10 protein-coding genes and 1 pseudogene are annotated in these 15,022 nt (G+C 23.3%); 8 read left to right on the top strand and 3 right to left on the bottom strand.

The window, feature by feature from the left end; all coding sequences use genetic code 11:
• Positions 1 to 25 precede the first annotated feature (25 nt).
• A complete protein-coding gene (locus GBZ86_RS06180) occupies positions 26 to 2,047 on the bottom strand; it encodes an ABC transporter permease (RefSeq protein WP_152888783.1) in 2,022 nt (673 codons plus the stop codon).
• On the bottom strand, positions 2,037 to 2,804 hold the full coding sequence (locus GBZ86_RS06175) for an ABC transporter ATP-binding protein (RefSeq protein WP_152888781.1): 768 nt from the start codon (positions 2,802 to 2,804) through the stop codon (positions 2,037 to 2,039). Before GBZ86_RS06175 ends, GBZ86_RS06180 begins: the two co-directional genes overlap by 11 nt.
• A 275-nt stretch (positions 2,805 to 3,079) precedes the next feature.
• Between GBZ86_RS06175 and GBZ86_RS06170 the strand changes: the two genes are divergently transcribed.
• The 8 genes from GBZ86_RS06170 (at position 3,080) to rlmD (ending at position 14,255) form a co-directional block, all read left to right on the top strand.
• Positions 3,080 to 3,844 (top strand): hypothetical protein, encoded by a 765-nt coding sequence (locus GBZ86_RS06170; RefSeq protein WP_152888779.1) that lies wholly within the window; start codon positions 3,080 to 3,082, stop codon positions 3,842 to 3,844.
• 315 nt (positions 3,845 to 4,159) lie between these two features.
• A complete protein-coding gene (locus GBZ86_RS06165; RefSeq protein WP_170272172.1) occupies positions 4,160 to 4,483 on the top strand; it encodes a NusG domain II-containing protein in 324 nt (107 codons plus the stop codon).
• A 1-nt stretch (position 4,484) separates the two neighbouring features.
• Positions 4,485 to 5,000, top strand: coding sequence for a Gx transporter family protein (locus GBZ86_RS06160; RefSeq protein ID WP_152888775.1), 516 nt, complete (start codon positions 4,485 to 4,487; stop codon positions 4,998 to 5,000).
• Positions 5,001 to 5,067: 67 nt separating this feature from the next.
• Positions 5,068 to 6,045, top strand: a complete 978-nt coding sequence (locus tag GBZ86_RS06155) for an FAD:protein FMN transferase (protein WP_234885122.1) — start codon at positions 5,068 to 5,070, stop codon at positions 6,043 to 6,045.
• A 41-nt stretch (positions 6,046 to 6,086) separates the two neighbouring features.
• Complete coding sequence (locus tag GBZ86_RS06150; protein WP_152888773.1) at positions 6,087 to 6,470, top strand: FMN-binding protein; 384 nt, start codon at positions 6,087 to 6,089, stop codon at positions 6,468 to 6,470.
• 41 nt (positions 6,471 to 6,511) lie between these two features.
• Positions 6,512 to 11,443, top strand: coding sequence for an FMN-binding protein (locus tag GBZ86_RS06145; protein WP_152888771.1), 4,932 nt, complete (start codon positions 6,512 to 6,514; stop codon positions 11,441 to 11,443).
• A gap of 253 nt (positions 11,444 to 11,696) precedes the next feature.
• Complete coding sequence (locus GBZ86_RS06140) at positions 11,697 to 12,407, top strand: ferric reductase-like transmembrane domain-containing protein (protein WP_152888769.1); 711 nt, start codon at positions 11,697 to 11,699, stop codon at positions 12,405 to 12,407.
• Positions 12,408 to 12,890: 483 nt separating this feature from the next.
• Positions 12,891 to 14,255, top strand: coding sequence for a 23S rRNA (uracil(1939)-C(5))-methyltransferase RlmD (gene rlmD / locus GBZ86_RS06135; RefSeq protein WP_327444321.1), 1,365 nt, complete (start codon positions 12,891 to 12,893; stop codon positions 14,253 to 14,255).
• A 63-nt stretch (positions 14,256 to 14,318) separates the two neighbouring features.
• On the opposite strand, the pseudogene GBZ86_RS06130 reads toward rlmD, so the two are convergent.
• Positions 14,319 to 14,615: pseudogene (locus GBZ86_RS06130) on the bottom strand (tyrosine-type recombinase/integrase); the annotation flags it as partial.
• Between the last annotated feature and the right edge of the window lie 407 nt (positions 14,616 to 15,022).

Genomic DNA, 15,022 nt, shown 5'->3' with positions numbered 1-15,022 from the left:
AATTTAACTTACATTTTTGTAATGATTATTTATTATCTTTTATCATATTTTTACATCCTACATAAGTAGCTATAAAGTATCCTCCATAAATAATGCATATAATTAAAGCGGTTATTAAAGAAGGAATTAAAATATCATAAGAGCCACCAAATATATTAATTACATCACTAGCAACATTTATTCCTATAATAGAATGTATTATAGCTAAAGAAAGAGGTAGCATAAAGTATATAAATATTTGTATTAAAATAGATTTATTAATCATTTTCTTTGAAACACCTATTTTTCTTAATATACTATATCTATAACTATTATCAGCGGCTTCAGATAATTGTTGAAGGGCTAAGACCGCAGCACTAGTAAGTAGGAATATTAATCCAAGATATATTCCTATATATATTACTAAAGTAGATAATCCGTTATTTTGAATATAAATTAATTCTCTAGTTAATCCAATTAGAAAAATTTCATTATTATTAATATTTATATGTTTATATAAAATTGGCTCTAAATTTTTTTCTATGGTATTTAAATTTACATTGTCATTGAAGTTTATATTAAGAATAGTTTCACTAATAGGTAAATTTTTTGTGTGATTTTTAGGAACTACAAATATAATATCTGGAGTAGAGGTCATAGTTGTCATTAGAGAAAAATTATAAACTTTTTTATCTTTAATTTTATAATTTTCATTATTTAAAGTTATGTTGTTTGTTTGTAAAATAAAATTTTCTAAAGTAGATTTAAAAATATCAAAATTACATATTAGCATAGTTTCATTATCATTAAGAGTATAAGTTTTTTTACCTTGAAGTTTTAAGTTATTATTTAAATCATTAATGCTTATAATTTTAGCTGAATCAGCATACATAGAATCAAATTGATTTTTAAATTTAGGATCTGCATATTCAAGTAAAAAATTTTTTGTATTTATATCACTATCATATTTAGTAATAGTATTATATCTATTAGAATAATCATCTAAATTAAGGCCTGATTCTTTCAATACATATTTTAAATCAATAGCATTAGGATTATTAATTTTTTCTGTATAGGTATATATAGACGCATCAAATGGAGTATGTGATTTTAAATTGTATTCTAAAGCATACTTAAAGCTAAAGCCACTAGATAACATAGCAATTGTAAAGAATAACATTAAGCAAATAATTGTCATTGATATGTATGCAGTATTAATTTTACTATTTATTTGTCTAAGAATAAACATATTTAAATTCTTTAAATAAATTTTTTTATTTGATTGAACTACTTTTAAAATAAAACCTGATAAGGACATAAAAAATAAAAGTGTACCAATACATCCTAATACAATGGATATTAGAAATGGTGATGGAGAAGTTAGTCCATTTTTTAAAATTATATTATAAGCAACTCCTAATGAAATAATTGAAATTATAAACAGTATAACTGAAACATAAGCATTCTTAATCTTTAAATTTTCACTTTTTTTACGTGCATTTAATAAGTCTATTAATTTGTATTTAGATATAACAAGGGTATTAAATAACATAACAACAATGAATATTATTCCAAAATAAAGTAAAGTTTTTAAAGTAGCATCTACTGAGAAAACAAAAGTATATTTTTCTATATTTAATACAAAAAGCTTTGCTGTTATAATAGATAATACTTGGGATAAAGCTATGCCTAATAATAACCCCACAATTAATGAAGCAAATCCAATTATTAAAGTTTCACATAATAATATGGAGGAAATTTTTCTTTTACTCATTCCTAAAATCATATATATTCCAAGTTCTTTTTTTCTTTTTCTAATAAGAAAATTGTTAGCATATATAATCAGGAATGCTAATACAACAGATACAAATATAGATAATGCAGACATAATATTTGTAAGCATATCTAACATATTACCTTGATTTTTTGAAAGTGAAAGCATAGCTTGTTGTGAACCTAGAGAATTAAAGCTATAAAAAATACATACTGCAAAGGTTAGGGTTAAAAAATAAATTGTATAGTCTTTAAAGCTTTTCTTTACATTGTTTAAAGCTAATTTAAAATACATTATTAGTATCACCTCCAAGAAGAGTAACTACCTCAATAATTTTAGTGAAAAAATCTTTTCTACTATCATTTCCTCTTCTGATTTCATTGAATATTTTACCATCCTTTATAAATAAAATTCTGTGTGCATAACTTGCAGTAAATGCATCATGAGTAACCATTAGTATGGTAGAGTTTAATTTTTCATTAAGATGGGATAAGGAGTCAAGTAATAATCTAGAAGATTTAGAATCTAAAGCACCAGTTGGCTCATCTGCTAATATTAAAGATGGATTAGTAACAAGAGCCCTTGCACATGCTACTCTTTGCTTTTGTCCACCAGATATTTGATATGGAAACTTATTTAAAATTTCTTCTATATTAAGTTCCTTACTTACTTTTTTTATACAATTATCAATCTTTTTAGGGGATTCTCCCAATATAGTAAGAGCTAATGCTATATTTTCATAGGCAGTTAATGTATCTAAAAGATTAAAATCTTGAAATATAAAGCCTAATTCATTACGTCTAAATTTTTCAATTTCTTTAGATTTAAGAGAAGTAATATCTTTATCATTTATATAAATATGTCCAGTACTTATAGTATCAATAGTGGAGATACAATTAAGAAGAGTTGTTTTACCACTTCCAGATGGACCCATTATTCCTACAAATTCACCTTGGTTAATTTTAAAGCTAATATTATCAATAGCTTTTGTTACATTACTTTTATTTCCATAATATTTTTCTATGTTATCTACATTTAAAATAGTTTTCATTGTTATATCCTCCTAGTTTGGTTATATATTGATTTTATACTAATATTATGCACATTCAAATTTACTTTACTTACATTAATATTACATTTTTGTAACTAAGAGAAACATAATAGATAATTTAAAAAATAGTTTTATAATTATTAAAAATAATAATAAATGAATTTTAATATAAGAATAGAAACGGGATAATAATTATGTAAAGTAACAATAGCATAAGTTTTAAAATATAATATTAAGTAAATGAAGCTAGATTAAAAAGTAAAGAGGTGTTTAAAATGGATGAATATAAGAAGGATAATGTAGTTATAATATTAGCTTTAATTTCAATAGGCTTATTCTTATACTATATCCATTATTTAATATTTAGTAATTTATATGGAACTGTATCTAGTATATTTTTTGCAGTAGCATTTACTCCAGTACAAATTATTTTAAATATATTAGTTATAGATAAAACTGTAGATCAAAAGGAAAAGATTCAACATGATAAAAAAATAAATATATTAGTAGGAACATTTTTCAGCGAATTTGGAACAGATTTTTTAACAGATTTAGTAAAAGGTGATGATAATATTCAAAAAATATTACCTGATAATATGGTATCGAAGTGTTTAAGAGAAGAGTGTTTTGAAAATTTAAAGCAACTAGCGAGTTCTTATGAATATGTACTAAATATAGAAAAAATTAATTTGGTTGAAATTAAAGAAAAATTATATAACAAAAATGAATTTTTAATAGATTTAATGACTAATGCAGAGGTTAAAGAAGATCAATCTTTTACTGATTTGCTTATTTCTTTAATTCATTTAAATGATGAAATAAAAGCAAGATATAATGATGGGAAATTAGAGAAATATGAAATAATTCATATTTTATATGATATGAGAATAGTCTATAAAAAGTTAACTATAGAATGGATTAATTATATGATAAAGTTAAAAGGCACGTATAAACAATTATTTGTTAGAGCTATGATTACTTCACCTTTTGATAATAGAAGTAAAAAAGAAAAGGATGAAGAATTTTTACAATTAAAATAAAATTTATTATGTATATATATGAGGTTTAAGGTTAAAAATGGTATGAGCTGTTTTTAATCTTAAATTTTTAATAATTATATTTTATTTAAGAAGTAAAATTCTATTTAATTAATTAAGGAGATGTAAAAATTAAAAAATAATAAAAAATAAATATAATAAGTTCAATTATTAGACAAATTTAAACTTATGTTTAATAAATATTAGAAAAAATTACCAAAATAGTATGTTTAAGTTATAATTGACTTAAAAAATATATTAATATATAATAGAAAAATACAGATGATAATGATAATCGAAATTAATAAAGAGGGAATTATGTTGAAAAAAGTGTTTTTAGTTATAATAGCTTTTATTTTTTTTATAAGTATTTTATTAGCTACACATAGGAATAAAACTGCAGAATATGCACAAATAAAAGTAAATGGAAATGTAGTGAAAACAGTAAAATTAAAAAGTGAATGTGAGATTATAGAGATTGAAAATATAAAATTAAAAATTTTGGATAATAAAATTTCTATTATTAAGTCAACATGTAAAGATAAAATATGTGAAAGAAAAGGGTTTATTCATATTGAAGGAGATATGATAGTTTGTTTACCTAATAAAACAGTTGTTGAAATAGTTAAGGAGAAAAATTGATATGTTTAATACAAAAAAATATGTTTTAATAAGCTTATTAATATCTCAAGCTATTGTTTTAAGCATAATAGAAAGATCAATACCAACACCATTTCTTACTCCAGGAGCTAAATTAGGATTAGCTAATATAATTATAATTATATCTATATATTTTCTAAATATAAGAGAAGCTTTTTTAGTTTTAATATTAAGAATAATTTTAGTTTCAATGTTTGGTGGTTCAATTTCCAGCTTGTTATATAGTATATCTGGAGGAATTTTAAGTTTTATTAGTATGGCATTAATGTATATATTATTTAATAAAAAAATATCAATAATAGTTTTAAGTATTATGGGAGCATTAATGCATAATATTGGACAATTAATAACTGCTTCAATTATGGTAAATACAAATTTAATGACGTATTATATGCCATTAATGTTTTGTGCATCTATACCAACAGGATTATTTGTTGGATTAGCAAGTAGCCTTTTATTAAAGCATATTGAAAAGATAAAGTTACATATAAAAATATAAAGTTATGTCTTATCATATGGAGGGGATTTTTATAAAAAATAAAATTATAATTACAGTTTTTTCTATAATGTTAATTATTTTAGTTATATTTGCATTTGAAAAAATCACTGTTGAAAAAAAGAATTTTAATAAACAGACACCTATATCAAAACAAGGATTCTATTTAGATACTATTATAGATATAAAAATATTTGATAAAAGTAATGAAGATATTTTACAGAAGGCTTTTCAGTTATGTGATTACTATGAAAACATTTTTAGTAGAACTAAAAAAGGAAGTGAGATATACAATTTAAATAAAAGTGGTATAAGTGGACTTAAAGTAAGTGATGAAACCTTAGAGGTTATTAAAAAAGGTATATATTATAGTGAAAAATCTAATGGTTCTTTTGATATAACAATAGCACCAATAAGTAATCTTTGGAATTTTAATAATGAAGAACATTATGTTCCTAATGAAGATGAAATAAAAGTGAATTTAGAAAAAGTAAACTATAAAGATATAGAGATAAATGGAAATGTTATTAGATTTAAAAAGGATGGTATGGCAATAGATTTAGGGGCTATAGCTAAAGGATATATAGCAGATAAAATAAAGGAATTATTAAAAAAAGAAGGGGTAAAAAGTGCAATAATTAACTTAGGAGGAAATGTACTTTGCGTTGGTAAAAAAAATAGTGAAGATTTTAAGGTAGGGATTCAAAAACCCTTTAAAGATAGAGGAGAAACTATAGATGCTGTAAGCATTGATGATAAATCGGTAGTGTCTTCTGGAATTTATGAAAGATTTTTTGAAAAAGAAGGAAAACTATATCATCATATTTTAAATACTAAAACAGGATATCCAATGGATAATTACTTAGAACAAGTAACAATAATATCAAAAAAATCTATAGATGGAGATGCATTAAGTACAGTTTGTTTTTCAGAGGGAATAAAAAAAGGAATGGAATTAATTAATTCATTAGATAATATAGAAGCTTTATTTGTTGATAAAGATGGAAATGTGTATGAAAGTAATAATTGGAATACCTATATTGAATAAAATATAAAAAATATAATTATTAAAATAGGGGGATAGTAAATATGATAAAAAAATGTATATCTGTAATTTTAGGAGTAGCTATTATTGGTGGTCTAGTAGGATGTGGAAATAAAAATATTACTAAAGAAAATGATTTAAGTAAAACAAAAAATGAAATAGTAAATTATAATAATGGAGAATATGAGGGGGACGGAAACGGATGTAATGGAAAAATAAAAGTTAATGTTAAAATTGATGAAAATAAAATAAAAGATATTAATATTTTAAGCCATACTGAGGATGAGGAATATTTTGTAGATGCTAAAGTGTTAATTCCTAATATAATTGAAAAACAAAGTGTGGAAGTAGATACGATAAGCGGAGCAACAAAAAGTTCTGATGGAATAATAGAAGCAGTTAAAAATGCATTAGCAAAATCTAAATAAAATACATTAGCTAAAGATAAGTAGGGGGAAAATTATAAATTATGAACAGAAGAAAAATACTTATAATAGTAATGATTGCAGCTACTACTGTAGTAGGCTCAACTTTAGGTACAATTAATTATTTAAAGAATAATAAAGAAAAAAAAGTTGTTGAAATTAATGACAATATTGAGAAAAATGAAAAAGAAAATAAAGAAGAAGATTTATTTAAAAAAGATATTGATAATGAAAATCATAATCTTGAAGATGGAGAATTTATAGGAGAAGGAAAAGGTTATGGTGGAATTATAAAAGTTAAAGTTACTGTTAAAAATTCAAAGATAGCTAATATAGAGGTATTGTCACATTCAGAAACACCTAGTTTCTTCACAAAAGCTCAGGTAGTTTTAGATAGAATTATAAATAAAAATTCACCAGATGTAGATGGTGTGTCAGGAGCAACTCTTACATCTAATGGATTAAAAGAAGCTGTGATTAATGCTCTTAAAAACCATGGATTTAATGATGTGGAAAACATGAAAAAAAGCAATAGTGGACAAAAAGCAACTAAAAATACAAATAAAATTAATTTGAAAGTTATAAATGTTAAAGAAGAAAGCTTAAAAGATGGAGAGTATTTCGGAGAAGCTAAAGGGTTTAGAGGAAATATAAAAATAAAGACTATTATAAAAAATGGAAAGATCAGTGAAATTAAATTATTAAGCCATAATGATGATGAAGAATTTATTAGTAAAGCTAAAAAGGTGATAAAAGATGTTTTAGCTAAACAAGCTTTAAATGGAGTTGATACCGTTTCAGGAGCTACTTACTCAAGCAAAGGCATATTAGAAGCAATAAGTAATGCAACTTCAAAAGCTATAGTTAATAAGAATAGTAATTATGGTTTAGATGTAGTAAATTTAGTTGAAAAAAATATTGATAAAACAATAAATTTTATTAATCATAATGAAACTACAAAGATTGTTAATGAAAACAAAAGTAATGTATCCATTAAGAATAAAATGAATATTTCAAATCTTAAAGATGGAGAATATATTGGAGTATCTAAAGGTTTTAGAGATGATATAAAAGTAAAAGCTATTATAAAATATGGCAAGATAAATAAAATTGAATTGTTAAGTCATAATGATGATAAAGAATTTATGGACAAAGCTAAAAAAGTTATAGAAAATGTTCTAAATAAACAATCTATAAGTGGTGTTGATACAGTTTCAGGAGCAACTTATTCAAGTAAGGGAATATTAGAAGCAATAAGCAATGCAACTTCTAAAGCAGTAATTAATAATAGTAAGGAAGATAGCGCAAAGAATGTTTCTTCAAATAAAAAGAATATTAATAATTTAATAGATTTTATTAGTACGGAAACTAATAAGATAATGAATGTTATTAATCCTAATAAAATTAGTAAATTAGTGAATGATAAAAAAGCTAATGATAATATTAGTGTAAAAACTAATATAAAAGTAGAAAGTGGAAGTTTTAAAAATGGTGAATATTTTGGGGTAGCAGAAGGTTTTAGAGGAGATTTAAAAGTAAGAACTACCATAAAAGATGGCAAAATAAGAACTATTGATATAATAGAAAGTGAAGAAGATGAAGCTTATTTAAACTCAGCTAAAGAATTAATATCAAAAATATTATTAAATCAAAATATAAATAATATAGATACTATTTCAGGAGCAACTTATTCAAGTAAAGCTATTTTAAATGCAGTTAAAAATTCATTAGAAGAAATGAGTTTAAATAATGAAAAGAATTTACAAAAAGAAAAAATTTATAATAAAGCAGAAGTAAAAGTTGTTAAAGATGATAATAAAAGCATAAAAAATATAAGTTTTGAAGGAAAATCACCAGGATATTATTCAGATAAATATATAGTTACTAAAGTTGAATTTAATGATAATAAAATTGACAGTATAAAAATTATTGATTACAAAGATGATGGTCAACCTTATTATGGAAAAGCTGAAAAAGTAATAGATTATATTATAAAAAAACCAAAGGAAACTATTGAAGATTTAAATGAATTTGTTGAAATATATGAAAAAATAAATTCAATTGGAAATAGGGAAAGTAAAATTAAAGAAGCAAAAAAACTTATAGGAAAATATGCTGAAGAAATGGGTTCTTTTAATGAAGATATAGGTACGAAAATTAATAAATTAAAAAAATGTATAAGGAAATATATGCAAAGTTTAAATAGAGGGGAAGTATTAGACTCTGTATCAGGAGCTACATATAGTGCAAGAGGAATAGCAAATTCAGTAAAAAATGCAATAGATAAATCTCAGATTAAAACTGAAAATAAAATAAAAAATATAAATATTAAAAACAAAAAATTAATTATAAATCTTTATGAAAAGAAAAATATTGATTTATCTAATTTAATTGTGGAAATTGAATATAACGATGGTGTAAAGAAAGAATTACCATATAATAAGTTAAAAGAAAATAATATAAAAATTTATGATATTGATACCAAAGAAGAGATAACAGAAGATAAAATTATTAATAAAGAAAATGAAAATAGATGCTTATTTTTAGAAGTGCTTCAGTTAGATTCATTAGCAAGAGATTCTTTTAAAGTTTATTTCACAAATGTAAGTAATAATACATTAACAAAAATGGAGTATAGCTTAGATAATGGTAGTAGCTGGAGTGGATTTGAAAAATTGGATTTTTATTCTTTGGAAGAAAGAAATGGAAATATAGAACGTGTACAAAAATTAAAATTATCAAATGAAGACTTACAAAAAGATCTTAAAATTAGAATAAAAAGTATAAATGATGAAATATATGAATTAAAACCTTTAACTGATTTTGGACCAATAAATGAACGAAATTTTGAGCCTTCTAAAAAAGATATGGAGTTAAATGTAAATTTAGAATATATGTATTCAATTACTATATTAAATGATAAATTTAATAAGTTATATGGAAAAGATATTACGGTAAATCAAGGAGAAGCATTTAATCCTAAAAATTATATAACAGCTCAATCAAGTGATAGAAGAGATTTAAAAGAATTAGTTAATATAACTGAAAATACAGTTAATATGAATATACCAGGAGAATATAAAGTAACGTATACATTAGGGAATTTAAGTAAAACAATAAAAGTAACTGTTTTAGGCTCTAAAGTAAATATTAATGCTATAGATAAAACAATTTTTGTTGGTGACAAATTTGATCCTAAATTAAATATTAAAGCTATATCAACAAAAGGAAAAGATTTAACATCAAAAATGATTGTTAGTAGCAAAGTTAATGTTAATAAACCTGGAAAATATGTTGTTATTTATTTTGTTAGGGATGAAGAAAATAAAATAAGTAAAAAGATAATTTATGTAACAGTTAAAGAAAAACCAAGTAAATTAAACGATGGTGTATTTATAGGGAAAAATCATGGATTTTATGAACATAAATTTATTCAAACTAAGGTAATTGTTGAAGAAGGTAAAGTTAAAAGTATTGATGTGTCTAATGAAAAGAATACATATGGAGATGATATGATTCCATATAGAAAAATGGCTGTGCCAATTGTTGATGAAATTTTAAAAGATCAGAATAAAACAATAAATGATATTTTAGAATATGATAGTATATTAAAATCGCTTTCAAAAGTTGCTCTTAAAAATCATAATTCACAAGACTTGATTAATGAAGGAAAAAGGTTAATTGGAGATTATAGTAATGGCTTTGACAAAATTAAAATTAGAAAAAGTCATTCATATAAGGATATAGAAAGAAAGGTTTCAAATCAGGTAAAATCATATTTAAAGAATAAAGGAAAAGGACAAGCATTAGATACTGTTTCGGGAGCTACATATAGTGCTGTTGGAATTACTAAATCAGTTAAAAATGCTATTGATAAATCTAAAACTACTATTGATATACAAGATGTTGTGATAAATGGACTTGATAATAATTCATATAATATTCAAGTATTTGATTATGAATTAGAAAACAAAAAATTAGATTTAAGTAAAATTAGTGTAGATGTTTATTATAAAGATGGACAAGTTAAAAATATACCTTTTAATAAATTTGAAGAAAATAAAATTGAACTGATTAACAATAAAACCAATAAACCTATTGATTTAAATGTACCATTAAAAGATTTTGAAGAAGAAACTAAAATAAAATTATTAAATAAGGAATTTTTAAGTGAAAAAACATTTAACTTAAGAATAAAGAAAAATAGTAGTGATTTTATAAAAACCTTTGAGTATAGCTTAGATGATGGAAAGACATGGACTGAAATTAAAAATCCAAAAATGAGCAAAGAAAATTTAGAACTTGTTCAAAAACTTATAGTAGATGATAAAACAATTAATAAAAAAATAATTGCAAGAATGAAGAGCGAGAAAAATAATATATATTATTTTAATACAGAAAAAGGTGAGAATTTAATTGAACAAGGTAAAAATTCTATATTGTTTAGTGCTAATAAGGAAGATATGAAAAAAAATAATAATATAAAGTCAAATTATAGATTAGATTTTGAGTATAAATTATCAGATAATTTAAAGGCAATAATAGAAGCAGAAGATAAAACTATAGTGCAAGGACAAAAGTTTAATCCTTTAGAAGGAGTAAAAGTAACTAATAAAAATGGAGATAACTTAATTAAATATTTGATAGTAAGAAATAATGTAAATGAAAGAGAACCTGGAACATATAATGTAGAATACATTTTTAATAAAGAAATTAAGTCTATAGAGGTAACAGTAAAAAAAATAGATAAAAAAACAGAATTTACAGTTTCTGATAAAACTATAAAAAAAGGACAAACATTTGATCCAAAAGAAGGAGTAAAGGTTATATCAAAAACAGGAAAAGATATAACTAATGAAGTTAAATTTGTTTCAAGAGTTGATATAAACAAAGTAGGTAAGTATACAGTTAGGTATTATCTTAGAGATTTAGATGAATTTATTAGAAAAGACATAAAGGTAACTGTTGAAGAATAAGGTTTCAGGTACTTTTGGTTAGAAATTAATACAATTAATATATCTGTTTTAAGAAATTTATTTATTAGAACAGATATATTAAAAGTAAAGGATATGTTTTAATACAGTGTTGATAATTAGTTAAAGATAATTTAAAAAAATTTTAAATATTAATTTATGAAAATTAATTATAGTATAAGTACACTAATTTAGCTATATTATCAGTACTACTTTAAAACATAACAAAAAAATATAAGATTACAGGAGATTATATATGGTTTTAATTTTTTCCATTATATTTACATTGTTATTATCAATTTTATTTCATAAACAATTAAGAAAATATTCTAATGCAATTTATATTGCTACAATTATAATTTCGTTAGGTTTTATTATTTTTTATAAAATGGCACCTCATGAACTTAAAGGAAGTTTAATTGATTTAATTTTACAACCTATGAAACGAGGAACCATAGCTTTAGCTTTATTTACAATTGTAATGTATACTGGAGCATTAAATAAAAAATGGAAAATAACTAAAATATTATTTAGTATACGTGCACAGTTATCAATTATAGCTTGTATTTTAACACTAGGACATAATATTCTTTATGGGACTAAATGGTTTGTAAAATTATTTTTTGATTTTAACTCACTATCAGGACTAAAATTAGTAGCTACAATAATATCACTAATATTAATTATGATAATGATACCTCTAATGGTTACATCATTTCCATCTGTAAGAAAAAAAATGAAATTTAAAGTATGGAAGAGAATACAAAAACTTGCATATGTGTTTTATGGTTTAATATATGTTCATATTCTTTTATTATATATACCTAAAATAAATAAAGGTAAATTAATGGACGTTTTAATATATGGATTTATAATGGGGGCTTATTTTATATTCCGTATAATTAGATATTATATAGATAAAAAAAGAAAAGCATATATAAAGAATAGTTATTTAGTAAATGCTTAGTAATAAAATATAAATCTAACTTTATATAATTAGTGGTATATTGTAAGTGAGCTAGCATTTATTAACTCTTTCCATTTATGGGTGAGAGTTTTAGAACATATAAAAATACTTTAAATATAATAAAAAAACTTTTAGGCTACATTTTAGCTAATATTTTAAACTCATTTAGAGTTTTATAATTTATAGCTTTATGTAGCCTTTTTCTATATTTACAATAAAATTTTTTTTATATATGAAGTATTATATATTTTTAGTAATTAATTTAAAATATAAGGTGCTAAGAAAAAGCATTAATAATAGGTACATTTCAAGTATGAATTAATTTAAATTAATATAGAAGAGATTCTCTAAGGTATTTATACTAAGATGTGAATTTGTAACAAATAATTAATTGGATTAAATAGTTAGTTTCATTAATATTGTAAGTAGTATTTTAGTATGTTAAACTTTAATAAGCAAAAATAAGAGTAATAGGTGATAAACGTGGTTGAAAAAAATAAAGAATATATATTAAACATAGTATCTCAAGGATATGAGGGAGAAGGTATTGCAAAAATAGATGGTACTTATCCAGTTTTTATAGAGGGTGCTTTAAAAGGTGAAACTGTAAAGGTAAAAATAATAAAAGTTAAAAAAAACTTTGCCTATGCAAAGTTAATTGAAGTGATTGAGTCATCTAAGGAAAGATGTGAAGCGAAATGTGATATATATAAAAGATGTGGTGGATGTAAGATTCAACATATGAGTTATAAAGAACAATTAAACTTTAAATGGGAAAGAGTTAAGGATTGTATAGGAAAAATCGGAAAATTAGAGGGGAATTTAGTTAAGTTTCCTTTAGGTATGGAAGAGCCTTGGAGATATAGAAATAAGGTTCAGTTACCAATAGGACTAGTAAATGGTGAGCTTAAAATAGGTTTTTTTGCACCAAGAAGTCATGAAATAATAGATATGGAAACATGCTTAATACAGGATGAAGTGGCAGATAAAGTAGTAAAATTAACTAGAGAGTGGATAAAGAAGAATAACATAAAACCATATAATGTGAATGGTGAATATGATGAAGATGGTATATTAAGACACATAATGATAAGAAGGGGATTTACTACTAATGAAGTAATGGTGGTAATAGTCACTAATGGTGAAAAATTACCTAATAAAGATGAATTTATAGATTTAATTGTTAAGAATATACCAGGAATAAAGAGTATAGTTCAAAATATAAACTCTAAAAAGACTAATGTAATACTAGGAGAAAAATGTATAACTCTTTGGGGAGAAGATTCTATTTCGGATTACATAGGGAATTTTAGATTTAACATATCACCATTATCATTTTTTCAAGTTAACCCTACTCAAACAGAAGTACTTTACTCAAAAGCATTAGAGTATGCGGAGTTAACAGGTGAAGAGGAAGTATTTGATGCTTATTGTGGAACAGGAACAATAACATTATTTCTATCACAAAAAGCAAAGAAGGTATATGGAGTAGAAATAATTTCACAGGCAATAGACAATGCTAGAATAAATGCTTTAAAGAATAATGTAGATAATGTGGAATTCTTTGTAGGAGAATCAGAGAGTGTAATTCCAGATTTAATAAATAAAGGTGTAAAAGCAGATATGGTAATGGTAGATCCACCAAGAAAAGGGTGTGATAGAAAGCTACTAGAGGCAATTACAAATATTAATGCAAAGAAAATAGTGTATGTAAGTTGTGATCCAAGTACTTTAGCTAGAGATTTAGCTATACTTGAAGAGAATGGATATAGAACTGTAGAAGTTCAACCTGTGGATATGTTCCCTAATACTAGTCATATTGAAACTGTAGCTAAACTAATCAAGTAAAATCAAGGGTTAAGCCATATTAATATTTTGTTTTAGTGTAATTTGCCACCATTTTGCCACCATTTATAATAACTTGGTGGCAATTTGTGTTTCAAAAATATTAACACTGTCAGTTTTCATTTTCTGTGTAACATGTGAATAGATATCCATAGTTGTGGATAAATTAGTATGGCCTAATCTTTGTTGTATATCTTTAATATTTGCACCACCTTCTAATAACATAGTAGCATGGGTATGTCTTAGAGAGTGAAAACTAAAAGAAATTCCTAATTCATAATTTACTACTCTACTAAGATATTTCAAACTATCAGTAGAAACTAATTCGCCATTTTCTTTAGTGCAAACTAAATCTTTAGAAGTGAATAGTTTATTAGTTATATCAAAGCTATATAATGTATTAGAATAAAATTTATTTTACTTAAAAAGTTAGCAATGTTAATGTATTGCAAGAGATTAAGTGAGTTTAATACAATATGACATATGTCAAATAAAAAACAAAGCTTCACAAAAATAATTGGATCGATTGTAAAATTATGTTAAAATAGTATTGTTAATTAGGTAAATAAAAATTTGTCATTGAGATTATTTTAAATGATGAAATATTATAGCTAAGCTAAATTATATTTGATTTCATATAAATAAAGATAGTGTAAAGTTTAATATGAAAAAATAGGTTAGATATTATTTTGAAAATATTATTTTTAAAAACTATCAAAGATTATTTTTAGGTACAACAAAAAGACCTTCTATGAGAAGATTTTAAAAAT

The sequence above is a fragment of the Clostridium tarantellae genome, assembly GCF_009295725.1.
Classification (GTDB): domain Bacteria; phylum Bacillota; class Clostridia; order Clostridiales; family Clostridiaceae; genus Sarcina; species Sarcina tarantellae.
This window is presented reverse-complemented; position numbering and strand designations above follow the sequence as displayed.